The sequence below is a fragment of the Nostoc sp. DedQUE02 genome (genome assembly GCF_034531035.1).
In the GTDB taxonomy this organism is placed as follows: domain Bacteria; phylum Cyanobacteriota; class Cyanobacteriia; order Cyanobacteriales; family Nostocaceae; genus Nostoc.
The window spans coordinates 59,306-84,792 of sequence record NZ_JAVRBY020000030.1; the positions used below are offsets into that span (position 1 = coordinate 59,306).

General features: G+C 42.2%; 25 protein-coding genes, 1 tRNA gene and 2 pseudogenes. 14 read left to right on the plus strand and 14 right to left on the minus strand.

What is annotated here, in order from left to right:
• Positions 1-2: 2 nt before the first annotated feature.
• On the minus strand, positions 3-797 hold the full coding sequence (tatC, locus tag RMX98_RS21455; RefSeq protein WP_322677524.1) for a twin-arginine translocase subunit TatC: 795 nt from the start codon (positions 795-797) through the stop codon (positions 3-5).
• Between the two features lie 267 nt (positions 798-1,064).
• Between tatC and RMX98_RS21460 the strand changes: the two genes are divergently transcribed.
• From RMX98_RS21460 to RMX98_RS21490, 7 genes are all read left to right on the plus strand, one after another.
• Entirely contained in the window at positions 1,065-1,205 is a 141-nt protein-coding gene (locus RMX98_RS21460) for a hypothetical protein (protein WP_322677523.1), read from the plus strand.
• Positions 1,206-1,236: 31 nt separating this feature from the next.
• Positions 1,237-1,467 (plus strand): hypothetical protein, encoded by a 231-nt coding sequence (locus tag RMX98_RS21465; RefSeq protein ID WP_322677522.1) that lies wholly within the window; start codon positions 1,237-1,239, stop codon positions 1,465-1,467.
• Positions 1,468-1,575: 108 nt separating this feature from the next.
• On the plus strand, positions 1,576-2,433 hold the full coding sequence (locus RMX98_RS21470) for an SDR family NAD(P)-dependent oxidoreductase (RefSeq protein ID WP_322677521.1): 858 nt from the start codon (positions 1,576-1,578) through the stop codon (positions 2,431-2,433).
• A gap of 871 nt (positions 2,434-3,304) precedes the next feature.
• Entirely contained in the window at positions 3,305-4,636 is a 1,332-nt protein-coding gene (locus RMX98_RS21475; RefSeq protein WP_322677520.1) for a P-loop NTPase fold protein, read from the plus strand.
• Positions 4,612-9,750 carry an eIF2A-related protein gene (locus RMX98_RS21480; RefSeq protein ID WP_322677519.1) on the plus strand — a complete coding sequence of 1,713 codons (5,139 nt, stop codon included), beginning with the start codon at positions 4,612-4,614 and terminating at the stop codon, positions 9,748-9,750. Before RMX98_RS21475 ends, RMX98_RS21480 begins: the two co-directional genes overlap by 25 nt.
• A 60-nt stretch (positions 9,751-9,810) precedes the next feature.
• A complete protein-coding gene (locus RMX98_RS21485; protein ID WP_322677518.1) occupies positions 9,811-10,041 on the plus strand; it encodes a DUF433 domain-containing protein in 231 nt (76 codons plus the stop codon).
• The gene (locus RMX98_RS21490) at positions 10,038-10,391 is read left to right on the plus strand and encodes a DUF5615 family PIN-like protein (protein WP_322677517.1); all 354 of its coding nucleotides are present in this window, start codon (positions 10,038-10,040) and stop codon (positions 10,389-10,391) included. The genes RMX98_RS21485 and RMX98_RS21490 overlap by 4 nt, the downstream gene beginning before the upstream one ends.
• 173 nt (positions 10,392-10,564) lie before the next feature.
• Here RMX98_RS21490 and RMX98_RS21495 read toward each other — a convergent pair whose 3' ends face one another.
• The 3 genes from RMX98_RS21495 to RMX98_RS21505 all read right to left on the minus strand — a co-directional run bounded on the left by RMX98_RS21495 (position 10,565) and on the right by RMX98_RS21505 (position 11,785).
• The gene (locus RMX98_RS21495; RefSeq protein ID WP_322677516.1) at positions 10,565-10,969 is read right to left on the minus strand and encodes a type II toxin-antitoxin system VapC family toxin; all 405 of its coding nucleotides are present in this window, start codon (positions 10,967-10,969) and stop codon (positions 10,565-10,567) included.
• Positions 10,966-11,199, minus strand: a complete 234-nt coding sequence (locus RMX98_RS21500) for an AbrB/MazE/SpoVT family DNA-binding domain-containing protein (RefSeq protein ID WP_322677515.1) — start codon at positions 11,197-11,199, stop codon at positions 10,966-10,968. Before RMX98_RS21500 ends, RMX98_RS21495 begins: the two co-directional genes overlap by 4 nt.
• Positions 11,200-11,449: 250 nt before the next feature.
• A complete protein-coding gene (locus tag RMX98_RS21505) occupies positions 11,450-11,785 on the minus strand; it encodes a hypothetical protein (protein ID WP_292733993.1) in 336 nt (111 codons plus the stop codon).
• A gap of 188 nt (positions 11,786-11,973) precedes the next feature.
• Between RMX98_RS21505 and RMX98_RS21510 the strand changes: the two genes are divergently transcribed.
• Both RMX98_RS21510 and RMX98_RS21515 read left to right on the plus strand, forming a co-directional pair.
• A complete protein-coding gene (locus RMX98_RS21510; RefSeq protein WP_322677514.1) occupies positions 11,974-12,906 on the plus strand; it encodes a hypothetical protein in 933 nt (310 codons plus the stop codon).
• Between the two features lie 72 nt (positions 12,907-12,978).
• Complete coding sequence (locus tag RMX98_RS21515; RefSeq protein WP_322677513.1) at positions 12,979-13,602, plus strand: Uma2 family endonuclease; 624 nt, start codon at positions 12,979-12,981, stop codon at positions 13,600-13,602.
• Positions 13,603-14,058: 456 nt separating this feature from the next.
• On the opposite strand, the gene RMX98_RS21520 is transcribed toward RMX98_RS21515, so the two are convergent.
• From RMX98_RS21520 to hisF, 3 genes are all read right to left on the minus strand, one after another.
• A tRNA-Ala gene (locus RMX98_RS21520) sits at positions 14,059-14,131 on the minus strand.
• 97 nt (positions 14,132-14,228) lie between these two features.
• The gene (locus RMX98_RS21525) at positions 14,229-14,420 is read right to left on the minus strand and encodes a hypothetical protein (protein ID WP_069071057.1); all 192 of its coding nucleotides are present in this window, start codon (positions 14,418-14,420) and stop codon (positions 14,229-14,231) included.
• Between the two features lie 99 nt (positions 14,421-14,519).
• Positions 14,520-15,293 (minus strand): imidazole glycerol phosphate synthase subunit HisF, encoded by a 774-nt coding sequence (gene hisF, locus RMX98_RS21530; protein WP_322677512.1) that lies wholly within the window; start codon positions 15,291-15,293, stop codon positions 14,520-14,522.
• 264 nt (positions 15,294-15,557) lie between these two features.
• On the opposite strand from hisF, the gene ruvB reads away from it, so the two are divergent.
• The 4 genes from ruvB (at position 15,558) to RMX98_RS21550 (ending at position 20,645) form a co-directional block, all read left to right on the plus strand.
• Complete coding sequence (gene ruvB, locus RMX98_RS21535; RefSeq protein ID WP_322677511.1) at positions 15,558-16,658, plus strand: Holliday junction branch migration DNA helicase RuvB; 1,101 nt, start codon at positions 15,558-15,560, stop codon at positions 16,656-16,658.
• Positions 16,659-17,082: 424 nt separating this feature from the next.
• A complete protein-coding gene (locus tag RMX98_RS21540) occupies positions 17,083-17,886 on the plus strand; it encodes a tetratricopeptide repeat protein (RefSeq protein ID WP_322677510.1) in 804 nt (267 codons plus the stop codon).
• An 11-nt stretch (positions 17,887-17,897) separates the two neighbouring features.
• Positions 17,898-19,172 carry a glycosyltransferase gene (locus RMX98_RS21545; protein ID WP_322677509.1) on the plus strand — a complete coding sequence of 425 codons (1,275 nt, stop codon included), beginning with the start codon at positions 17,898-17,900 and terminating at the stop codon, positions 19,170-19,172.
• 180 nt (positions 19,173-19,352) lie between these two features.
• On the plus strand, positions 19,353-20,645 hold the full coding sequence (locus RMX98_RS21550; RefSeq protein ID WP_322677508.1) for a glycosyltransferase: 1,293 nt from the start codon (positions 19,353-19,355) through the stop codon (positions 20,643-20,645).
• Between the two features lie 43 nt (positions 20,646-20,688).
• Here the strand turns inward: RMX98_RS21550 and RMX98_RS21555 are convergent, their stop codons facing one another.
• The 4 genes from RMX98_RS21555 to RMX98_RS21570 all read right to left on the minus strand — a co-directional run bounded on the left by RMX98_RS21555 (position 20,689) and on the right by RMX98_RS21570 (position 24,012).
• Entirely contained in the window at positions 20,689-22,077 is a 1,389-nt protein-coding gene (locus RMX98_RS21555; protein WP_322677507.1) for a cytochrome P450, read from the minus strand.
• Between the two features lie 74 nt (positions 22,078-22,151).
• Complete coding sequence (locus RMX98_RS21560; protein WP_322677506.1) at positions 22,152-22,967, minus strand: TIGR01548 family HAD-type hydrolase; 816 nt, start codon at positions 22,965-22,967, stop codon at positions 22,152-22,154.
• Between the two features lie 41 nt (positions 22,968-23,008).
• Positions 23,009-23,479, minus strand: coding sequence for a DUF29 domain-containing protein (locus tag RMX98_RS21565; protein ID WP_322677505.1), 471 nt, complete (start codon positions 23,477-23,479; stop codon positions 23,009-23,011).
• Positions 23,480-23,541: 62 nt separating this feature from the next.
• Positions 23,542-24,012, minus strand: coding sequence for a DUF29 domain-containing protein (locus tag RMX98_RS21570; RefSeq protein ID WP_322677504.1), 471 nt, complete (start codon positions 24,010-24,012; stop codon positions 23,542-23,544).
• A 139-nt stretch (positions 24,013-24,151) separates the two neighbouring features.
• On the opposite strand from RMX98_RS21570, the gene RMX98_RS21575 reads away from it, so the two are divergent.
• Complete coding sequence (locus RMX98_RS21575; protein ID WP_069071048.1) at positions 24,152-24,451, plus strand: 30S ribosomal protein PSRP-3; 300 nt, start codon at positions 24,152-24,154, stop codon at positions 24,449-24,451.
• Positions 24,452-24,461: 10 nt separating this feature from the next.
• On the opposite strand, the pseudogene RMX98_RS21580 reads toward RMX98_RS21575, so the two are convergent.
• From RMX98_RS21580 to RMX98_RS21590, 3 genes and pseudogenes are all read right to left on the minus strand, one after another.
• Positions 24,462-24,632 (minus strand): annotated as a pseudogene (locus RMX98_RS21580) (WD40 repeat domain-containing protein); the annotation flags it as partial.
• Positions 24,633-24,782: 150 nt separating this feature from the next.
• Positions 24,783-25,019: pseudogene (locus RMX98_RS21585) on the minus strand (WD40 repeat domain-containing protein); the annotation flags it as partial.
• A 21-nt stretch (positions 25,020-25,040) separates the two neighbouring features.
• Positions 25,041-25,337: a hypothetical protein gene (locus tag RMX98_RS21590; protein WP_322677503.1), complete on the minus strand. Its 297-nt coding sequence runs from the start codon at positions 25,335-25,337 to the stop codon at positions 25,041-25,043.
• Positions 25,338-25,487: the final 150 nt, after the last annotated feature.

Below are 25,487 nucleotides of genomic sequence, written 5' to 3' on the forward strand. Positions count from 1 at the left end.
TGTTATTTACCTGTAAGCTTCACCAGTCCAACACCACCGAAATAAAGCCCTAAAACGGCTCCTGCCAAAAGACTTTGAGTTAGAGGGTCAGTAGAAGGTGTCAGGACGGCTCCTAAAATCACTGCTCCCATAATCACATAACGCCAACCAGAAACCATCTGTTTCGACGAGACAATGTTTAAATTACCGAGCAACAGTTGAATAATAGGAATTTGAAATGCTAAACCAGTGCTGAATAACAGTAGCAGCACAAATTCAAAATATTTATCAATTGACCAAAGTTGTTCAACTACATCTGCTCCGTAGCTGATGAAAAATTTCAATGCTGCGGGGATAAGAAGTAAATAGGCAAATACCAACCCCGCCCCAAATAGCACGCTCGAACCCAAAACCACAGGCCCCAGTAAACGGCGTTCACGACGAGTCAATCCTGGAAGTACAAACTGAATAATTTGGTAAAGAATAAAAGGACTAGTAAGTACGAAGCCAGTGTAGGCTGCGACTTTCAGGGAGACAAAGAAATATTCTCCAGGTGCAAGTTGGAGAAACTTTACTCCTTGTGCTGGAACCTCAAGTAGCTGGACAATTGGCTTAACGGCAAAGAAACAGCCAATAATGCCCACTGCTACGGCAATCAACGAATAAAAAATTCGCTGTCGCAACTCTTCTAGGTGGTCGAAAAGGGACATTTCGACTTCACCAGGCAACTCATCAAGAGGATCGGTGTCTGAATTGCCATATCCTTCTGGATCGATGTTGGGAACGTTTACAGTATCTACGTCTTGTGAAGGCGTCACGTCGCTTCGCTCCGAATTCAAAATTCAAAATACCCTACGGGAACGCCAAGGGCGTACAAAATTCAAAATTAACAATCCCCATAAATAAATTTAGGGTTTTGTATCATGAGTGTCTGTCGGTCATCGACCATTTCGGTGACTCAGCATTCTTCATTATTTTATCTGGGGAATGCAGTTACTAAGATATGTTTTTAGGTGTTGCGGGTTTTTTATCCTGTTTTTTAGGTTTGCATCTGCATAATTTAGTAGGAAGCCATCTTGTAGGCAATGCCTAACCTAAAAAAAGGTGGAACCGATAATTTAGAAATTACGTCTCTGCGGCCAGTAGCGCTGAGTAAATTCACACAACATCAACATTTAATACTCAGTTTTAGAAATCCGGTTCATCAAGGTGGCATCTATACATAGCGTAATCGGAAATTTCTAGCTGAGGTTGGGTATGAACCGGAAAATTTGCATTGCTCTAATGGCATTGCCTGTTTATTTATACAATGTTGAGCTAGGCAATATTTGTAGTATTGATGTGACAATTGTTAAAAATCAGTTTCCCACAATAGCTACTCTAATTGCTTACAGTACAAATGCTCAGTCACGCATCTTACCGTGGCAAATTTCGGCTAGAGACGACCAAACCGAAGATTGCCTTCGTGCTGGCACTTGCAAAGATTGATATCTAATTCGTAATTCGTAATTCGTAATTCGTAATGACGCTCGCGGACTTGTTAACGCTGCGCGAGCGTCATTAGGAATTACGGCAATCCATCATAACAGAAAATTAATGGTTGTAGAAAATCAACGTACAGTAGTGGTTACAGGAGCCTCAACAGGAATTGGTCAGGCGTGTGCTTTGCTTTTAGACCAATTGGGATTCTCTGTTTTTGCTGGAGTGCGTCAAGATATTGATGCTCAAACACTTAAACAGAAAGGTTCACAAAAGCTCATTCCGATTTTTTTAGATGTTACTGATGCTGAATCGATCGCAGCTGCGGTTGATAAGGTAACAAATGCAGTTGGTGGTGCGGGGATTTTAGGTTTAGTGAATAATGCTGGAATTGCTGTCCCTGGGCCGTTAGAATTATTAGCGATCGCTGAATTTCAACACCAGATGCAGGTTAATGTCACCGGACAATTAGCAGTTACGCAAGCATTTCTTGGTCTATTACGCCAAAGTCGAGGTCGAATTGTCAATATGGGTTCCATTGCTGGTAGGAGTCCAACGCCGTTTTTGGGCGCTTACAATGCTTCTAAATTTGCCTTGGAAGCACTCACTGATGTGATGCGGATGGAGTTACGCCCTTGGGGAATCTCCGTTTCAATTGTTGAACCTGGTTCTATCGCTACCCCAATCTGGGAAAAATCCATAAGTCAATCTGAAATAGCGCAGGACGATTTACCACAATCGGCACAAAATCTCTACGGTCAAGCGATGAATATTGTCCGCAAGAAAATGCAGATTCTCGCATCTAAAGGAATTTCTGCGGATATTGTCGCTCAGGCTGTTGTCCATGCGCTGACTGCAAAACAACCCAAGACACGTTATCTCGTTGGACAAGATGCCAAAATTGGAGCTGTGCTGAAGCATATTTTGCCCGATCATCTCCATGACCGAATTATTTTATACTCAATGGGTTTGTAGATTACTTCCTGATCGGTTAACTAAGGAGCAAGCATCAAGTAATTCGCGGCTACACAGGCAAAGCCCGCCTCCGTGGACTAAGGAAAATTCGGGGTTTGAAACCCACAGAGGTAGGAAAAGCTTCATGTAGTCGCAGTTTCTAACCACCGATTTAACTGGTTTATATTAGACCTCTTGCATAAATCAAAAATAAACAACCTCACCCCGCATTTGAATAAAGCAAACGCTCCCCTCACCGCTTGCGGTGAGGGGCTGGGGGTGGGGTGTTAAGCAATACGGTTCGGTTAAAGGGGAAAGGGAAAAGGGGAAAGGTTTTGAATACATCCTTTACCCTTTACCCCTTACCCATTCCCCAGACCACAAGAAAAATGAAAAATGCTTATCCGAACCATATTGCGGTGTTAGGGACTTTTTGCAAGAGGTCTATTCAATAGCACTACAAAATTGTACTTAACAGTACCTTTTTTTGTTTATATTATTTTTAATATCCATAAGAGTATCTTATTTGATATTAAAGATTTTTGTTATTTGTACTTATATAGGACTCATATTTGATTGCGTGAAAAAAATTCGGTATACCTTAATCTTCTAAAATCCTCTTGCCTATTGCCTATTACCTATTGCCTACTAAGCCAAGTGATTTCAGTAATCAAACCGGATTCCTATAGTAGTATTTCTGCTTACTTCAAATCAAATATCAGCATTGCTATGTGTTATATCCAACCTAAGATATGAAAAATTATCCGAAATGCTGCTAGTTTAGTTAGTAGTTTGATTGAAATGCACTTAAATTAAGGGAGAAATTCCCTAAAATCAATATATTTATTCAGCAGATTTTGTCATCCCTATTCCTGAGTGAACTCGATTAGTTATGCTGCTAGATTTAGAAAGATTTTATCAGGCTTGTAATCCGAGCAGACCTCTAATTATAGGAAACGCTAGCGATCGCAGGTACTATATTGATTTTGCTGCGGTGCGGGGTGGCAAAATCATTGAAGCTTTGCAGCGCACGATCGCTAGAATATCGCCGGAGATACCAACCTGTCAACTATTTACAGGACATCTCGGCTGTGGAAAATCAACGGAGTTGTTACGCCTCAAAGCTGAGTTAGAAGTGCAGCAATTTCATGTGGTTTATTTTGAGTCTACCCATGTCCTAGAAATGGCGGATGTGGATGTGACTGATATTTTGTTGGCGATCGCTGGACAGGTAAGCGAAAGCTTAGAAGCCATGAAAATTAGGTTCAAACCTCGCTATTTTACCAAGCTATTTGGTGAACTTGTGGATTTTCTGCATACGCCAATTGATATTGGTGTAGAAGCAGAGTTGTCTGTAGGGATTGCCAAAATTACAGCGAAAGCTAAAGAAAGTCCCCAATTAAGGCGGCGGTTAAGAGATTATCTCGAACCGCGAACCGCGAATATTTTACAGTCAATTAATCAAGAATTACTAGAACCTGCCAATAAGGAACTAAAAGCCAAGGGTAAAAAAGGATTGGTGGTCATTGTTGATAACTTGGATCGAGTTGCAATTCGACCTTTACCATCGGGGCGATCGCTGCCAGAATACTTATTTATTCAGCGTGGTGAACAGTTACGCAAACTGAATTGTCATGTAGTCTACACCATTCCCTTAGCCCTGACTTTCTCCAACGATAGTGCCGAACTTCAACATCGTTTGGGGGGTGGAGTCGCACCAAAAATGTTACCGATGATACCTGTACGTTTGCGCTCTGGGGAGATTTTCACCCAAGGGCTAGCAATGATGCGGCAAATGGTACTAGCTAGAGCTTTTCCAGACATTTTACCTAGCGATCGGTTAGGCTTAATTACAGAAGTGTTTGATAGTTTGGAAACCTTAGATCGATTGTGTCTGATTAGTGGTGGTCATGTACGCGACTTACTAGGTTTACTGTTTGACTGTCTGCGAGAACAAGATCCACCCTTTGAGCGGGAGTGTGTCGAATTGGTGATTCAAAGACAACGGGATTACCGAGCTAACGCCATCGACCCCCATGAGTGGGAACTAATCTTTCAGGTGGTACAACAGCAGAAGGTCAGAGGTGATATAGAATACCACACCCTTTTGCGAAGTCTATTTGTATTTGAATACCGCGATCATCAAGGAGCTTGGTTTGCCGTCAACCCAGTTTTAGCAGAGACGGAAAAATTTAAATCATGGTTGAACGACACCCACAAGTAGATATAAGAGCGGCTAACGAGCGGGCTTTACGAAGTTTGGGGAGAGCAATTACCCTTTCTAGCGGTCAATTTTCTCTGGTTTTGGTGTGCTGCAATTATCGAGTTTTGCAAGAGCAAATGTTGCAACGACTCGAAGAACTTTCTTCAGGAGTACACCAAATTCAAAAGGTAGTTTTGCCGCATAATGCTAGAAGCCTTTACACAAGTATTCATTTACAACTGCTAACCGAAGCTAATCCGCCATCAGCGTTGATGATTTTAGGTTTAGAGTTAGTAGATGCACTCGATGATCTACTTAGGTCTATTAATCATATTCGAGATGAATTTCGTAAGCGCCACCCATTTCCAATGATTTTGTGGGTGAATGAGGAAATATTGCAAAAGGTGGTGCGTTTAGCACCAGATTTTGCTAGTTGGGCGGCGACACCGATTCGGTTTGAAATGACAACTCAATCACTGCTGCAATTTCTGCAACAGGAAACTGACTCTTTATTTGCTACGGTGTTACCAACCGATGCTGCACAACACCAACCTCCTCAAGTTGCCAAGCATTATTCTACTGTCGAGCAAGTCTGGGAACATAGCTATGAACTCCACTTTGCCATTAGAGAGTTGCACAATCGTGGTATTACTTTAGAGCCAGAATTACACGCTAGTTTAGAATTTGTTTTTGGTCTAGATAATTATATTAGCGATCGCATCAGTACAGGTTTAAGTCATTTTCAGCAAAGCTTGCAAGTTTGGCAGAAGTTAGTAGAGATAGAGGATAGGGGAGCAGGGGGAGCAGAGGGAGCAGGGGAGGATGAGGGAGTATTTTCTTCCTCATCTCCTCCATCTCGTCCATCTCCCCTACTTCTGCGACAGGGAATCTTGCTGTTTTATATTGGGCTGTGTTATTGCCGTTTTGCAGAGCAAAATCAAACAGAAAACCGCCGTCATTGGTATACAGCTAAATCTTATTTCCAGCAGTGCTTGAATATCTTGCAGGTGGCTGGGCGTTTGGATATAGTTGCTGGATTTATTAATCAACTCGCTGAGGTTTTGCAATATCTACAAGAGTGGGAAGAGTTGCAGACGGTTGCTCAAAAGTCTCTGGAGTTACATCAAACTTATGGTAGTCAAATCCAACTGGCTTGTGACTACGGTTTTTTGGCGCAAGTGGCTGTGCAGCAGTCGCGATGGGTACAGGCGAGTATCTTAGCACACGTATCACTGTTGAAGTTAGGTGAGGCGCAAAAGCATAGCGATCCTTATAACTGTTTTTTTCCTTTACTGTTGGCGCAAATTTACTATTTAGTATTAGCGAAAGCACAGCGAAATTTAGGTGAGCTAGAAGTGGCTTGTGAATACTTAGATAAGGCGACAAAAGAACTGCCAGCAGCCTTAGAAAACAGTGCCCATCAATACGATGCCCATCGTTATATTCGCTTATTGCGGAGACTGCGATCGCTATACTTTGAAGAAGGGCGATATCTGGAAGCCTATTACATTCGACAAAAACGGCGTTCTGTTGAACAGCAGTATGGTTTTCGGGCTTTTATCGGCGCAGGACGCTTGCAACCCCAAAGACAGGCGACAAATCCAGCATTGATGTCACCTTCTGGAAGTAGCAGCGTTGCTTTAGAAATTGCCGCTTCTGGTCGGGAGCGTGATATTAATAACTTAATTGGTAGAATTAGCCGCGCCGATCAAAAGTTGACGGTGATTCACGGTCAGTCAGGGGTAGGTAAGAGTTCTACCGTAACTGCGGGTTTAGTTCCAGCACTGCAAAATCGAGCCATTGGCGATCAAATAGCTGTACCTGTGGTGCTGCAAGTTTATACCGATTGGGCACGGGAATTAGGCAAATCTTTAAGTGAGGCGATGTCTAGTGACGCATCCCTGGCAGTTTACGCTGATATTAAGCCGGAAGCAGCCATTGAAACAGAGGCTTTGCCTTATGACACACCGTTCGCGATCAGGAGAATTTTACAACAACTCCAAGAAAATGCCGATCGCCATTTGATCACAGTTTTGATTTTTGACCAATTTGAAGAATTTTTCTTTGGTTATAGCGATCGCCAGCAAAAGCAAGAATTTGATAAATTTATTAGTGACTGTCTGAATATACCCTTTGTCAAGGTTATCCTGACCTTGCGAGAAGATTATTTACATCGTTTATTAGACTTTAAACATCTTTCGGCACTGGAAGCGATTAATAATAATATTCTCGATAAGCATATTCGTTACCAGTTAAATAATTTTTCGCCAGAATATGCTAAAGCAATTATCCAAAAATTGACGGAGCGATCGCAGTTTAATTTAGAACCTGCTTTAATTGATGCTTTAATCGAAGATTTATCAACAGAATTTGGAGAAGTTCGCCCCATTGAATTACAAGTTGTGGGAGCGCAAATTCAAGATGAGCGCATTACTACCCTAGAAGAATATCAGCCATATAGACCCAACAAACTCATCGAGCGATATCTTAAAGAACTGATTAAAGATTGCGGCCCAGAAAATGAACGAGCTGCGTTACTCGTATTATACTTATTAACAGATGAAAGTAACAACCGACCCTTTAAAACTCGTGCTGAGTTAGCAGCACAGCTAGCAGAATTAGAAGATGCTGACAAATTAGAGTTAATATTAGATATTTTAGTAAGTTCCGGTTTAGTAGTTCTATTTCCCGATGTACCAGAACGCTATCAACTGATTCACGATTATTTAGTAGACTTAATTCGCTACCTGCAACAACAAGAATCGAGCTTACAGGTACAACTAAATCAGTTACGTTACAAAGTAGAACAAAGCAAAACTGAAATTGAGCGACTTAAGAGCGAACTTAGCCAAAATAACCAGCGTTCCAAATTAGTAGATACTCATCCCCAACAGGGTTTAGATTTACTAACAGAATTGCGAGAGTTACGCAAGCGGGAAGAATTGAGCCAGTTAGAAATTGAGCAATTACGAGCTGAACTTAAAGAAAAAGAGTTAACAGCAAAACTCGTAGAAAGTCAAGAGAAACAAAGGTTCAGTGAAGCTCAATTAAATCGTTCTCTGAAAATCGCCTTAACTGCTTCCGTTCTCGCCATATTAGGATTAAGTGTTTCCATTGTGACAGCAGTAGATAGCGAAATTAAAACCCTCAGTGCATCAAGTGAAGCCCTCTTTGCCTCGCAAAAAGGTATTGATTCCTTAAAAGAAGCTTTAAAAGCGGGGAGAAAATTAGAACAAACAGTCTGGGTAGATTCTTATACAAAAGAGCAAGTGCAAACGGCGCTTTATCAAGCAGTTTCCGGCTTAAGAGAGTATAACCGCTTGGACGGGCATATTTCTGGGGTAAATAGTGCTACATTCAGCCCTGATCGCTCTTTAATTGCTTCAGCCAGTGCGGATACTACAATCAAACTCTGGCATCCCGATGGTAGCTTGGTCAAAACCTTGTCGGGACATCAGGATGTGGTTAATAGCGTCAGTTTCAGCCCAGACGGTCAAATCGTTGCTTCCGCCAGTCAAGACAAGACAGTAAAACTTTGGAGTCGAGAGGGTCAACTGCTTGCTACCTTATTAGGGCATCAAGCTGTGGTGAATAGTGTTAGTTTCAGCCCAGACGGTCAAATCGTTGCTTCGGCGAGTACTGACAAGACAGTGAAACTGTGGAGTCCGGATGGGAAACTGCTCAAAACTTTGCAGGGACATGATGGTGCAGTCTTGAGTGTTGCTTGGTCAACCGATGGTCAAACCCTAGCTTCCGGGAGTGCTGACAAGACGGTGAAATTGTGGAGTCGGGATGGTAAACTACTCAAAACTTTGCAGGCACATGAGGATGCAGTCAAAAGTGTAGCTTGGTCGCCCGATGGCAAAACAATTGCTTCTGCTAGTTTAGACCAGACAATCAAACTGTGGAATCTAGAAGGTAAACTACTACGAACCTTATCGGGGCATAGTTCTGGAGTTACCAGCGTCAGTTTTAGCCGCAATGGTAACACGATCGCTTCCGCAAGTACCGACGAGACAATCAAACTTTGGAGTTCTGAAGGTGTGTTGTTAGGAACTCTGAAGGGACATAATAATTGGGTGAATAGCGTCAGTTTCAGCCCAGACGGTCGCACCCTTGCTTCTGCTAGTCGGGACAAAACTATTAAACTTTGGCATTGGGATGATGTGTTATTGCGAAAGCCCAAAGCTGATAATAATGACTGGGTGACTAGTATCAGTTTTAGCCCAGACGATCGCACCTTAGCAGCAGCAAGCCGAGACAAAACCGTAAAACTTTTCAGTCGAGACGGTAAACTACTCCGCACATTCACGGGGCATCAGGGTCAAGTTTGGGGTGTAGCTTGGTCGCCTGATGGTCAAGCGATCGCCTCAGCTAGTAAAGATAAAACGGTAAAGCTTTGGAGCCGCGACGGTCAACTGCTCAACACTTTACAGAGTCATAATGATGCCGTCTTGGGTGTTGCTTGGTCGCCTAATAGTCAAATAATTGCCTCAGCTAGTAAAGATAAAACAGTAAAACTTTGGAGTCGGGACGGTAAACTACTTAACACCTTGCAGGGACATCAAGACGCAGTGAATTGGGTAAGCTTTAGTCCTGATGGCAAATTACTAGCTTCAGCTAGCGATGATAAAACCGTGAAAATTTGGGGTATAAATGGTCAATTACTATACACATTGACTGGTCATATTCGTCGAGTAAATGGGGTTGCTTGGACACCGGATAGTCAAAGCATTGCCTCAGTGAGTATTGATAGCACAGTGAAGATTTGGAGCCGGGACTGGAAGGTGCTAAATAATCTCACAGGCGATGGTGATAGTTTTATCAGTGTCAGTTTTAGCCCCGATGGCAAGAGTCTAGCAGCTAGTAGTGATGACAAAGTGAGGATTTGGAACCGCGAAGGGACGTTGCTGATTGCTTTGAAAGGCGATAAAGATGAGTTAACCAGCGTCAGTTTCAGCCATGACGGCAAGACTCTGGCTGCGGGTAGTAGCAATGGCACAGTAATTTTCCGAGATTTGGCAGATATTAAACTCGATAATTTACTGACTCAAGGTTGCCATTTGCTACATGATTATTTGCAGACTAACCAGAAAGTAATGAAGGGCGATCGCGCCTTGTGTTCTGGTAAGTAATGAAGAAGAATGATCAAAGACGTTATATATATTAATTATCTGTTCAAAAAATCTTAACTCATGCAAAAAATCGTATCCGATCCAAAAATAATGATGGGCAAACCTGTCATTTCAGGAACTCGTATTACAGTTGAATTAATTCTCGAAAAGCTTGCTGCGGGTGAAACACCTCAGCAAATACTAGAAGCGCATCCGCGACTTACCGATGAAGGAATTAAAGCAGCTTTGGCATTTGCGGCTCAAGCTTTGCGGTATGATGTGGTTTATCCAACGATTGAAAAAGCTTCTTGAAGTTTTTAGGGGACGAAAATTTGGATTGGCAAATCGTTGAACATCTGCGGCTTGATGGTCACGAAGTTTTGTATGTTGTGGAAATGGAACCAGGAATTCCTGACGATGAAGTTTTGAACTTGGCTAATAATGAAGGTGCAATTTTATTGACATCAGATAAAGATTTTGGTGAGTTAGTTTTCCGTTTGCGTAGAATTGCAGCAGGTGTGGTGTTAATTCGATTATTCGGTTTAGCTTCAAATGATAGAGCAGAAATTATTACCAATGCCATTAATCAACATGCAGATGAATTATTAGGAGCTTTTACTGTTATTTCATCTAAAAGTATTCGCATTCGTAAAATAACGTGAATTTTAGATGCGATTTGAGATGGAATCAACAGTGTGATCTTTTAAAGACTTTAAGGTAAGTTTCAAGGGCGATCGCGCTTTATGTTCTGGTAGGTGATAGCGTATTTGATCATCGAATTTACTTTTTACTTTTGCCTTGTTGTACTAATGTGTTTACTCATTCAATTTAATGGCTATTCAGGTGAAACGAGCCTAACGTTGGGAAAGTAAGTGCGATAGCGATTGACATCGCGGGTAATGAGAGGCAAATTAGCAGTGCTAGCATGGGCACCAATGTAGAAATCAGGCAATGGGGAGGTTCTTGCGCCACCACGACGACGGTAGTTAAGAAAACTTTGACCTGCTAGGAATGCTGCATCCCAAGGTAAAGGGAGACGTTGAAATATATCTTCTGGCAATGCAGTGATGAGTTCCTGTTCTCTGAGAAAGCCGATAGCAATCTCAGCGTAGATAATGGGATTGATCGCAAGTTGGTCTTGACGGGCATAGGTTGTCAGTTGAAGGGCTGACCAATCAAACCAGTTGGGATCGTTGGTAAGAATGTCGAGGATAACGTTGCTGTCTACCAAGACCGTCATAGATTGTCGTCGCTACGGGTGAGGGTCATGATTTGGTCAGTGGTGAGGTTTCCAGTAGCGCAACCCCGCATGGTGTCAATCCAGGTTGAAATTTTATCGGTAGGTTGTATTTTCTTGAGGTAGAGGCGATCGCCTTCGATTTCAAACGCTAATTCTACATCAGGAGAAATGTTTAGCACCTCTTGGATTTCAGGAGGGATGGTAATTTGACCGTCAGGTGTAATCCGCATAGTGTGTTTGTTGTTCAAGTGTTCTTATGTCCTCTTATTAAGCTAATCATCATTCATTTTTCCAGAATAATTAGCTCTTAGTAAGGGCTTCAGCCCTACTTTTATGCAACTTAAATGCCGATTAGCTTAATAGAGTTATCTGCAAAACGGAAATGCTCACTGTGAATCGGTTTGACGGATTCAGATTAAAGCTCTCTTTAATTTAGCAGGTGGGGCAATACTCACTAGCAAATATCGCTTACGAAAGCAATTAGCACCCAAATTCTTCTCTAAGCCTGCGCCTTAAATCTCCAGAGATAGGTAGCCAGTTAATTTCTTGGCAGATGTTGTTACGAGTTTCCCCATTTTGTAAGCGCTGTCTATAGATGGCTATTAACAACGCCTCTAGCCCAAACTTAGATAACATATCAGCTGCCAAGCCTATTATTCCCAGCAGAACTATACCACCTATCATCCCTCCTGGCCCCAACATTGCTAAAGCTGCTGTAATAGCAGCAGCTCCGGTAAGACCTGTAGTAGCCATCGTAATTATAAGTACAATTGCAGGCAAACCTATTCCAGCTGCTTTCCTTACGAATTCATCCATACTATATTCTCTAGTAAATACTGATATAACAGACTCATTGGGGTTTCAAGTTTAGTGTTCCCCGAAATTTGTACGGCTCAACATCAAATAACAATTGTTTTATAGCGCAGTGATTTGAGGTTGATTATGGGGAAATATTATAACAGTACAATTTCTAACAGTTATAACTGTAATTATTATTCATCAGTATGCTTGTATTCTTTATTCACGGTGTCAACACTCAGAATTCTAGATATGCTGACGCACTCATAAAAAAAATCCGTAAAAAACTAGCAACCCCTGCAAATTTTTACTCAAGTTTCTGGGGAAACTTATTCAACAATAAGAAACATCAAACTATTGGATGTATTGAAAAAGATTTTTATAGAGTTTGTGAACACCATAAAGAATATAAAGGTTTGTATGATGATATTTACAGATACAAAAAACGAAGAAATGAGATAATCAGCAATTTTTTAGGTGATTTTTTAATCTATCAAAATCCTGACCGAGGTAAAGCGATACGTAAAACTATCGTTGAACAACTGAGTCAGTTTTTAAATGACCACTCAAATCAACAAGAGATTCATTTGATTGCTCATTCTCTAGGTAGTTTTATTCTTTGGGATCTCATTTTTTCAGATACTTTAGGCAATGATGATCCAGCTTTTATTTTTCGTGAGAAACTAAATCTGTTAAATTTAGCTAGCATTACTACACTGGGTTCTCCTCTATTATTCCTTAAGCAAATGCTAGATATTGATTTTTCGGTTATCAATTATTATCTTAAAAATTGTAATAAAGAAGAAAATGCTGGATTGCAGAAATTAAGATGGGTAAATATAATTCATTCCTCTGACTTAATTGCCTATCCTCTCAAAGCTGCTATAGAAGATGAAATTAGCTCGGATTTATTATTCTGCGATCAGTATGTGTGGCAGTATGCAAACGGAATGGAGAAAACATTAAGAAATATGGGTCAATCAGATATGGCAATGGTTGTAGGAGCAAAAGATGCTCATTCTTCGTACTTCTACGATAATCTGGATGGTGATATCACATCAGACATTATTGCATCTAATTTGTTAGGAAAGACACAAAAACTTTTAGAAAGGTGTGTGCATCAAAGACCTATGGCATGATTGAAGCCATATACAAATCTGTACATCTTGGTAGCATTGAGTGAAGTACCCGTCAGCAAGGGAGCGAGGGCGATGTACGCAACCGTCACACAACCACTGACTTTTGAAGAGTTTCTTGCCTGGGACGATGGTTCAGGCAGAGAATTTGAGCTATTGGATGGAATTCCCGTGCCATTATCAGAACCAAATGCAAATCATGAGGATTTGATCGAGCGACTGTGTGCCTATTTAGAAAATCACTGCCAAGAAAATGACCTGCCTTATGTGTCGCGCCAGTCCAAGCAGGTTCGGCTCAAAACAGCACCACCAGAAAAGGAAAAAAGCCGGAAAGCAGATATTGTCATATTTGCAAGAGTTGAATGGCAGAGGATGAAAACTAGCTCTAGTTCTGCTGCTGCATATATTCCACCACCCGGAATCATTGAGGTCGTTAGCAACAACTGGAAGGACGACTATCTGACAAAACTTGCTGAATATGAGGACTTGGGCGTTTTCGAGTACATCATTGTAGACTATGCTGCTTTTGGTGGCATTCGCTTCATTGGTTCTCCCAAGCAGCCAACCATTACAATCTACCAACTTGAAGATGGAGAGTATTTACCCCCAAAGGTGTTTCGAGGACAGGATCGAATTGATTCTAGATTGTTTCCGAACATTCCCTTAACGGCTGAACAGATTTTTGCAATGAGTCGCTAATTAGCAACGAAGAAATTTATTCTAATCCTCTTCTTGCCACAATTGCTCAACGGTAATCAAATGTGGTGTAGCTAGCTGCATTATTTACACAGGTTGTAGATTGAGTGATGCCTGCGGCGGGCTACGCCTACGCACTTTTTCTATCCACGGTTAATACCTGAAAAATAGCTTTACTCTGTGTTGCGGCAAGAACCAAGAAAAGTTACTTTTCACCGCGCAACAAAGCAAAAGACTGATCGTTGTGAGTAATGGTAATTGGACTTTCTAAAGCTTTATCTAGAACTCGCCCAGGCTAATGATTTTACTCAGTGGCTGTAATTAACTTATCTGAGTAAATATTGCCAAAATTCTCTATAGATATAGGATATGGGTTTTCAAAAAATGACGATTCAATAAAACCCTCTAAAAAATTTCCCTAACCCTCTCCATTAACGAAGAGAATTAGGGTGTGAAGAATGGAGCTAAGCGGATTCGAACCGCTGACCCCCTCAATGCCATTGAGGTGCGCTACCAACTGCGCTATAACCCCTTAAAATCCAATATATATAATCGCTTAATTATTAGCATTTTGTCAAGCTTTTTCTGCAAACGAGATTTTAAATATCTCCCATAACATAAAGCACTCTCTATGATACTTGCAACAAGTAGGTCATACAGTGCCCCATCAAAAAGTAGACTACTAACATGGCAGCAGCAGCCAAAGCAACTAATGTACCAGCCAACATGAGAGAAAATTCTTTACTCTCGTAAGCTCTTTCCATTAAGTGCAGCGACCAGGCTACCAGGGCCACATCAAAAAGTAAAATAGGAAGCAACATATTTTTTAATATTTGTTAATACTTGTAAAATAATATTAACACCCTTTTAAGGAAGTGTGTCTAACCACAGATGGATGTCATTAAAGGGGAAATGGTGGATCAAGAAACGATTCTTACTGGCACGTTGCGATCGCGCAAATAATTTTTGATTTCTGCTACGCTTAATTGACCGTAATGTAAGAGCGATGCGAGTAATGCTGCTTCAGCTTTGCCTTGGGTTAGGGCTGTGTAGATATGTTCACAATTACCTGCACCACCAGAAGCAATAACTGGAATTTCTACAGCATCGGCAATTGTCCGTGTAATCTCAATGTCATACCCGGCTTGGGTTCCATCAGCATCCATACTTGTTACTAGCAGTTCACCGGCCCCCCGTTTTTCAACTTCTTGTGCCCACAGTAGAGCATCTAAGCCTGTATTTTCCCTGCCACCCCGCACATACACATCCCAACCTGGATTCTCCGGGTTAGTTCTGCGTCTGGCATCAATAGCAACAACTATGCACTGATTACCAAAGCGATCGCTTGCCCGATTAATCAAGTCTGGTTCCCGCACTGCCGCAGAATTAATACTAACCTTATCTGCGCCAGCTCGTAACAAAGCTTTAACATTTTCTAAGGATTGAATGCCACCACCCACAGTCAATGGAATAAAGACCTGTTCAGCAGTGCGGTAGACCACATCTAAAATTGTAGCTCGGTCTTCATGAGTAGCTGTAATATCCAGAAATACTAACTCATCCGCACCGGCTTCGTTGTAAACCTTGGCCAGCTCTACCGGATCGCCTGCATCTTGGAGATTAACAAAGTTAACTCCTTTTACAACCCGTCCCGCCTTCACATCTAAGCACGGTAAGATTCTTTTAGATAACATAATAACTTTTGTATTTCTGGGTAATTGACCGGAATTTAAATTTTAAATTGGCGCGGGTATTCTCAAACGAAAATTTTCACGGGCATGGGGCATGGGGAAAGGGAAAGGGGTAAGGGGAAAAGGGGAAAGATTAAATTTATTCCTTTTCCCTTTTCCCTTTAACCTTTAACCTTTAACCTTTTCCCCTGCTCCTCTGCCTCCCCTGCCTCCCCTGCCTCCCCTGCTCCCCACTCCTTAGTCCCTTACAAAGTAGATAGCTGAATTATGGCGATAATCTCATCGAAAAAACAGCCTCCAGAACCCAACGGAGAACCAAAGCAGCTTCGAGAGTCGGCGAAAGCAGCATCCACAGAAAATATTTTGCAGCCTGAAGCTGCTTTTGATGAGCAAGAACAGCAAGAAGAAGGTATTCGACCACACCGATTTGCTGATTACATTGGGCAAAAAGATTTAAAGGATGTGCTAGATATTGCCATCAAAGCAGCCAAGTCTCGTGGTGAGGTGCTGGATCATTTGCTGCTCTATGGGCCGCCGGGATTGGGTAAAACCACAATGGCAATGATTTTAGCATCGGAGATGGGAGTAAATTACAAAATTACCAGTGCGCCAGCCCTAGAACGTCCACGGGATATTGTTGGGCTACTGGTGAATATGAAACCAGGTGATATCTTATTTGTGGATGAAATTCATCGCCTCTCGCGGATGACGGAGGAAATTCTCTATCCGGCGATGGAAGATTATCGTTTAGATATTACTATTGGTAAGGGTTCCAGCGCTCGGATTAGAAGTTTACCGCTATCGAAGTTTACCTTAGTGGGTGCTACAACTCGTGTGGGTGCTTTAACTTCACCACTGCGCGATCGCTTCGGTTTAATTCAAAAACTGCGATTTTACGAAGTTGACGAACTGACTCAAATTGTACTGCGAACCGCTCAATTACTCAAAACCCCGATTACAGAAGATGGTGCAACAGAAATTGCCCGTCGGTCACGCGGAACTCCACGGATTGCTAATAGGCTACTAAAACGAGTGCGTGATTATGCGGAAGTAAAAATGTCTGGGGAGATTAATGAAAGCATCGCATCGGAAGCATTGCAACTATTCCAAGTAGATCCCTGCGGTTTGGATTGGACAGACCGCCAAATGCTGAGTGTAATCATTGAACAATTTAACGGCGGGCCAGTGGGGTTAGAAACAATGGCAGCAGCAACGGGTGAAGATACTCAAACAATTGAAGAGGTTTACGAACCTTACCTGATGCAGATTGGGTATTTAACTCGAACTCATCGCGGCAGGATGGCGACTAAGGCAGCATATAAGCATTTGGGATTTACGCCGCCTAATGAGCAGTTGTCATTATTGTAATTATGGGAAATTGGGCATTGGGGAGCCACTGCGTTGGGCGGCTCTGCCGACTTGTTCGCTCTTAGCGTTCCCGCAGGGTAGCAAGTGGCGTCATTGGGCAATGGGAATAGAGAATGAGTTACTCGTTAATGAGTCTTTGAACTTCATTAATGAGTCTTTGATACTCGTTAATGAGTCTTTGATACTCGTTAATGAGTCTTTGAACTTCATTAATGAGTCTTTGATACTCGTTAATGAGTCTTTGAACTTCATTAATGAGTCTTTGAACTTCATTAATGAGTCTTTGATACTCGTTAATGAGTCTTTGAACTCCGTTAATGAGTCTTTAATACTCGGCGACGAGTCTTTGAACTCCATTCCCCATTCCCTATTCCCTATTCCCCAGTCCCCACTCTCCATCTTCAAGATAAACAGGTAAACCTAGATGATTAAGTTGATTAGTATTTTTCTCAGTTTGTTAATTCTGTTTGGCTGGGGTACTCCAGTTATGGCACAATCTCAACCGCCTATTACTCAAGAACAGTTAAAACAAGGCGAAGAGTGGGCAAATCAAGCGTTTGCAGCGACGAATCAAGGTGATTTTGCGACGGCTGAAACTTATTGGACAAAGATTATTGAACAATTTCCGACGAATGCAGGTGCGTGGAGTAACCGGGGAAATTCGCGGGTGAGTCAGAATAAGTTACAAGAGGCGATCGCAGATTATAACAAAGCGATAGAACTAGCGCCAAATGTTACCGATCCATATTTAAATCGGGGCGCGGCGTTGGAAGGGATGGGAAAATGGGATTCGGCGATCGCAGATTATAATCATGTTCTAGAACTAGATCCTAACGATGCGATGGCGTATAACAATCGCGGCAATGCCAAAACAGGTTTAGGAAAATGGTCAGATGCGATCGCAGACTACAAAAAATCTAATGAGATAGCTCCGAATTTTGCCTTTGCCCGTGCTAACTATGCCCTCGCTCTTTATGAAACAGGTCAAAAAGAGCAAGCAATCCGTGAAATGCGAAATATCGCCCGTAAATACTCCAAATTTGCTGATGTGCGTGCCGCTCTCACAGCTGCATATTGGGTAAATGGAGAACAAGGTGAAGCCGAAAGTAACTGGGTAGCAGCTTATGGACTTGATAGCCGCTATAAAGATATCGACTGGGTAAAAAATATCCGCCGTTGGCCGCCCAGCCTAGTTACAGCTTTGGATAAGTTCTTGAAAATTCAGTAGAGGCATTGCTCATGACTCATTTTGGTATCATCTGTCCTGGTGCAGCAACAGGCCCACTCAATACTATGCTTCCCTTGGGGCAGGAACTTCAACGGCGTGGGCATCGCGTCACCTTCTTTGGCTCACTCGATACTCAATCTAAGGTATTGGCAGCAGGAATAGAATTCCAAGCAATTGGTGAAAAAGATTTTATTCCTGGCTCAACAGCAGAAACCTTTGCCAAATTAGGTCAACTGCGTGGATTGGCTGCGTTGCGATACACTATTGACCTGCTGAAGCTAGTTTCATCAGTGACACTCCAAGAGGCTCCAGCAGCAATTAAAACAGCAGGCGTAGAAGCTTTGCTAGTAAACCAAAGTTCTATAGAGGGAGGAACAATTGCCGAGTTTCTGAAAATCCCTTTCATTATTGTGTGCAGCGCTGTAGTACTGAATCAAGAACCTAGCATTCCTCCTTTTTTCACAACTTGGAACTATAGCCCAGCTGTGTGGGCACGCTTACGCAACCAAATAGGCTACACCTTACTTAATAGCGTCGTTAAACCACTTGAAGATTTGATTAATGAATATCGTCGAGAGTGGAAATTACCCCTGTATTCTAGTCTTAAAGATAGCTACTCTCCACTGGCTCAAATAAGTAATGCACCTGCTGAATTTGAATTTCCTAGAGAAGAATTAGCTCCTTGGTTCCATTTCACCGGAAGTTTCCACACTTCAGCTAATCGAATACCTGTTTCTTTCCCTTATGAAAAATTGACGGGTAAACCGTTAATTTACGCTTCGATGGGAACATTACAAAATCGTTTGATTTGGGTGTTTCAGACTATTGCTTCAGCTTGTGAAGATTTGGATGCTCAGTTAGTGATTTCTCTGGGAGGTTCTGCTAAACCAGAATCACTACCAGACTTGGCAGGAAATCCTTTAGTAGTTGAGTATGCACCTCAATTAGAAGTGCTGGAAAAAGCTACCCTCATGATTACTCATGCGGGAATGAATACAACTATGGAATGTTTGAAAAAAGGAGTGCCAATGGTGGCGATTCCAGTTGCTAATGACCAGCCAGGAGTAGCATCGCGTATCGCTTGGACAGGTGCGGGTGAGCTTATCACTCTCAAGAAACTGAATGTTCCCAGATTGAAAAATGCAATCAAACGGGTGTTGACAGAAGAATCTTATAAACAGAATGCCCTCAGATTACAAGCAGCTACTCTCGCGGCTGGGGGGGTAAGTCGAGCGGTTGATATTATTGAGCAGGCTGTTTCTACTAGCAAGCCTGTCTTAGCTTAAACACAACAATAATAAGAATCACAGTCTAGTTACAGCTTTGGATAAGTTCTTAAAAATCCAGTAACATCTGTGAAACATCATACCCTTGTAGATTGTTTGATACTGAAATTATGTCCATAAATTTTGCACCAAATAGCGGATAATACTTGTATTTGGCTTGCATTTTTTAAAGGTTTCGCTATGACTCATTTTGGGATTCTTTGTCCTGCTGCGATCGGTCATCTCAACCCGATGTGTGCTTTGGGTAGAGAATTGCAACGGCGTGGTCATCGCGTCACCTTATTTCATATACCCGATGTTCAAACTAAGGTACAGAAAGCTGGCTTAGAATTTTACACGATTGGAGAGGCTGAATTCCCGCTTGGAAGTCTGGAACCAATGTATAAACACTTGGGTGAGATGAGCGGATTACCAGCGTTGCGTTTTACAATCAGTTGGCTGGAAAAAGAAACAGTCATGCTTTTCCGTGAAGTACCAGAAGCACTCTCTAAGGTAGGTATAGAAGCCCTATTAGTTGACCAGGTAACGAGTGCCGGTGGAACTATTGCCGACTTTGTAAATATACCCTTCGTCACTGTATGTAATGCTCTGCTAACTAATAAAGAAGAGGCAGTTCCTCCCTACTTTACATCTTGGCCCAACAACCAAGCTTGGTGGTCTCGCAAGCGAAACCAAGCGGGTAACTTTTTGCTTAACCGTTTATCACTAAAAATCTGGGATTTGGTAGTCAATCAACGTCGTCGATGGAATTTACCACCTTATGTCAAGCGTGAAGATGCTGCGGGGAAACTAGCTCATATCTGTCAGCTACCTGCTGAGTTTGACTTTCCACGAGAACGGTTAGCAAAGTTTTTTCATTACACTGGGCCTTTGCAAGATCCATCAGGGCTAGAACCCATCTCTTCGTCTACATCTTTCCCCTTTGAAAAATTAAACGATCAACCATTGATTTTCGCTGCGTTGGGAACCTTACAAAATCGCAAAGAAGAAATTTTTGAGACTATTGCTGAAGCTTGTATAGGTTTAGATATGCAACTAGTAATTTCTTTGGGTCAGCCTGAAAGAAAGGAATCAGTTCCTAATCTACCTGGTTCGCCTTTGGTAGTAGCTTATGCACCCCAACAGCAATTAATCTCAAGATCGATTCTAACTATTACCCATGCTGGAATGAATGCAGTACTAGGTGCTTTAAGTAGCGGAGTCCCCTTGGTAGCTATTCCTATTACTAATGAACAGCCAGGAATCGCTGCTCGTATAGCTTACACCGGAGCAGGAGAATTTGTGCCACTATCTGGTTTGAGTGTACACAGGTTGCGAGACACTATTAAGCGGGTAATCACAGAAGATTCTTACAAAAAGAATGCCTTGAGATTACAAGAGGCGATTCAGCGAGCTGGTGGAGTGAGCCGAGCGGCTGATATTATTGAACAGGTCGTGTCTAGCGGTAAACCTGTTTTATCTAATCGACCCTAAGAGGCTATATGCGATCGCTCCCACTTATATTATTTCAAACTTTCTAAACAAAACTACTTTCCCGAACTGCCTGATTTTGCTGGTGTCTCCCCTTCACCACCATCTGCACACCACCTGCTGGGCTAAATAGCAAACCCTTACGTACTGGCTGCACTGGTTTGCTATCAGCCAGTTCCATCTCCCAACGAGACAGCACTGTTGCCAAAACCAACTTCATCTCAAACAAGGCAAATGCCATACCAATACAGCGACGGTTCCCGCCACCAAAGGGTAAATACTCATAAGGAGAAAATTGCCGTTCCAGAAAACGCTCTGGCTTAAATTGCTTCGACTCAGGATATAAATCTTCTCGATGATGGGTCAAATAAATAGAGGGAATTAGTATAGTCCCAGGCTCAAAGTTGTATCCCCCAATTTGTAGCGGTGATTTAACTAATCGATTTAGTGCCGACGTTGCCACTGGGTAAAGGCGTAGCGTTTCAGAACAGACAGCATTCAAATAAGGCAATCGGAAAATAGCGTTTGCATCTGGTTTTTCACCCAAATTATCTAATTCTTGCAACAGTTTTTCCCGCACCTGCGGCTGATGATGAATCCAGTACAGCGCCCATGATAAGGAAGTTGCAGTAGTTTCATGACCTGCCACTAATAGGGTCATGAGTTCATCACGTAATTCCAAGTCTGTCATCGGCTCTCCCGCTTCATCACGAGCAGCCATCATCAAAGATAAAATATCAGTCCCAGATAGATCGGGTTGTGCTTTGCGTTCTTGAATCTGGGTGTAGATGAGTTGATCGATTTGCTGCCGTAAACGCAAGTATTTCCCCCAGGGACTCCACGCTCCTAAATCCTGCCGCAGTGATGGGAAAATAAGCAGAACTGTTCTTAGTAGAGGGATTTTGGGATTCAGGATTTCAATTAGGAGTTTGCTGAGTTTCTTGTAACGCGGCCCATCTTCAAGACCAAATACAGCCTTCAAAATCACTTGGAAAGAGATTTCTTGCATAGACGGCAGAACTGTAAAGGTTTCTCCAACCTGCCACTGGCTACTCACTTGCTCTGTTATTTCACGGATTAACTGACCATAAGCCAGCATTCGTTCGCCGTGCAAAGGGGGTGTCAACAGCTTTCGTTGTCGCTGATGAGGCTTTCCATCTAGCGACAGTAATGATTGCTGTCCTAATAAAGGCGCTTTAATCCCTGCTGATGCACCAGAGTCTAACTGTTTTGGATCTGTAGTAAAAATCTGCTGAATTGCCTGGGGATTGCTAATGAAGACTTGAGGAGCAAAATTTGATCCAAGTTGGAGGGTGAAGATATCACCATAACGTTTATTACACGCTTCTATGTATTCTAAGGGATTAGTAAGCCATTGATACATCTGTACCCAAGGGTGAGTTTGAGGGCCGTTAGGCAGTTTAAGTGCAGACATTTTTATTAATCTCCCAATGATTAAAGCAAAATTATTATCAGCTAGTCATTCATGCACCCATAGCTTGATTGATCTTAGACCACAGATCGGGCAGATGAACTTACCAATTCTTGAATCTGCTTTGGGCTCAATTCCTGCACATTACGCAAAACTACTGCTGCTCCTGCTGCTATTAGTGTCTCACTATAAGCATCACTACGCGCTGCTGTTTCCTGGACATGGGGCGGTAAAACTCCTACACCAATCCAAGTGTAAGCAGAATCTAGACTCCGCGCTTTCTCGACGGTATACATATCTGCTACCGTATCTCCCACATACACGATCGCTAATCTTTCCTCAATTCCATTTTCTAACTCACGAACTGTGGCGAAAAGTCCAGTAGGGTCAGGTTTCCCTGGTGCATCTTCCATCGCAATCAACACCGGAGATTCCAAACCCAGGCGTTTTTCTAAGACATAGTTAGCGGAAGCACGAGTCGCACCGCTAAAAAATCCCCAAGCAATCCCGGCTTGGGTAAGTTGTTCTAAATAGCTAGGTTGTAATAATAAGGGTTCATTACAGATATATCCAGTAAAATTATTTGGATCTGAGCCTCGGTAACGCGATTGGAAAAAAGTAACAATCGCACTGTAATCTAGTTGCAGTTGTTCGCGCGTCTGTCCTTGGGTTTCAAAGTAGCGGTAAATTAATTCCTGCGATGCTTCCCAATCGTTATTCCATACGCCTTCAGACTTCAGTTGGTCAATATCGAGTGGGGTTGGGCGATATGCTTGGGTGGTAAAATATTCTACGGTATCTGCGATCGCTCGGCGATAGGAACCGCTAACATCGCGTACAACGCCATCAATATCGAAAATAGCGATCGCTTTTACAGAAGTTGGTTCACTCATGGGGTAAGGAAGCAAAAGAGTTTTACATCATCATAATCCGCTCATGACTCAGGTAAAAAATCGGGGTCAAGGGCTTGCTCTGGCGTGAAGAGAGATTTTTCTGGGAAGATAGCGATCGCTAATCCAGTTTTAATCACAGCCAGTCGTCTAGCGGTTTGATAGCTTTCATCGAAAACTTGCTCAAAGTAAGGTTTCAAACTCGGACTTTCCTGAAGTGCCTTTTGGACTCGCCTGCGGTGTTCCAAAATTGTGTACTGCCAACTTTTTGACCGTCTTTCAGTTTGAATTTGATATTTGAGCAGATGCATCAGCAACACTTCCAGATTGCTCTCCAATGCCCGCTTTTCACTTCTGCCCATCGTTTCAATTTCTTCAATTAAATTCTCTAAATCTAGTTCTGTGAGCCGACCTTGTTTGAGCAGTTCTGCCGTGGTTTGAATCCACAGGTAAAAGTCTTGCTCATATAAATCTGAACCAGATGTTGTTTGAGATTGGGGCAGTTGAGCAGTCACGTCGCTTCGCTCCGAATTCAAAGGTCAAAATTAACAGTCAAATATTTTAGATCGGGTTAAAATTATGGCTCAGGTAAAAAATCGGGATTGAGGGCTTGCTCTGGCGTGAAGGGGGATTTTTCTGGAAAGATAGCCAAATGCAACTCAGTTTCATCGGCAGCCAAGAGTCTAGCATCGTCATAACACAGCCCGAAAACCTCATCAAAATAGGGTTTAAGGCTAGAACTTTCTTCTAGAGCTTGTCTGAGGCGTTTTCGATGCTCACGAATTGTTGCTCGCCAACTACCAGAACGCTTCTCGGCTTGATATTTATACTTCAATAAATGTATCAGCAGCACTTCCAAATTGCTTCTGAGTGCTTTCTTTTCACTCCTGCCCATCGTTTCAATTTCATCAATCAAATTCTCTAAATCCAGTTCTGTCAGCCGACCTTGCTTGAGCAGTTCTGCTGTGGTTTGAATCCACAGGTAAAAATCTTGCTCATACAAATCTGAACCAGATGTTATTTGAGATTGGGGCAGTTGGGCAGTCATAAGCATTTTTGAGTTAGCGCCGACTAAACCTTATGGTAGACCATTCTCAATCAGTGTTTGGTCATTTGATAGGGTATTGCGTTAAAATAAGCGATCGCTATCCTAGTTCAGTAATGCCCGGAAATTCCCGGAGGTGTGATTGACAAAGTTTATTTTGAAAATTCTGTGGTTAGACGAGAACGTTGCTCTAGCAGTCGATCAAATTGTCGGCAAAGGCACAAGTCCCTTGACTAAATACTTTTTTTGGCCCAGAAATGATGCCTGGGAAGAGTTAAAAAAGGAATTAGAGTCCAAACATTGGATTACTGACGTGGATCGTGTCGAGTTGCTTAATAAAGCGACAGAAGTGATTAACTACTGGCAAGAGGAAGGTAGAAACCGTCCAATGGCAGAAGCTCAATTGAAATTTCCAGAAGTTGCCTTCACAGGTAGCGCTTGATATTACAAAATTAGCTATTGTCCTGTTCTACAAGCTGCCACAGTTTGATAGTTTTGTCCTGGCTGCCACTTGCAATTAATTGTGTAACTTTGCTCACAGCAACAGCAGATACTGAGTCTAAATGACCAGAGAGAGTAACAATCTCTTCTGCTTTGCTTACCCTCCAAAGTTTAACTGTTTTAACGTGAGTTCGACGAACCTCTTCCTCCCAGCCTCCCTCTCCAAAATGGAAAGGGAGGAGCAACGAAACATTCCGCTTTTGCTCCCCTCTCCGTGTCGGAGAGGGGTTGGGGGAGAGGTCAAATAATACTTGTCGAACTCACGCTGTTTTGTCGCAACTTGCACTTAGAAGCGTTTTGCCATCGGCAGTAAAAGCCATAGCCACCACAGACCAAGAATGGCCTACAAGTGTGCAAATTAGCTGACTAGTGTTTACCTCCCACAACTTAAAAGTGTTATTATCACTACGCATTGCCAAAATTTTCCCATTGGGACTAAATGCGACTATCAAAACCGTCCATGCATGACCCGAAAGGGTGCTTAACAAGCTATAGCATGGGCGGTTTTGAACTTCTCTAAGAACTAAATATTATTGCTCTAAAAAGTTTGTAACTTTGAAATTTGATGTTCCTTCCCAACAGTGGTTCAAAAATGCACTTACCTGAGCATCTGCTGAATCAAGCGATTCCTTAGAAGCGTTAAATTGCACTGCTGTCACAATATACTCAAAGATAATTACAAACTGTTTTTGGGGTGAGATTCTTTCGACTACAATTGTTTCACCTATTTTAGGGATTTGAGGTACATTTACCAAAAATGTCTCAATTTTCGGTTTATCTAGTGGATTTTTGAAATTGAAGTATTTACAGTAAACAATAATTTTCACTTAGACAACCACCATTAACATTATAGATAATCAAGATTATCCTTAAATTGAAAAATTGTTACCATTATAAGAGTTTCAGGACTTACGCAACTGGCACAGCGTGATCGCTATTTTATAGTATTTATGTACTATATAAAGTGGCTGACCCAT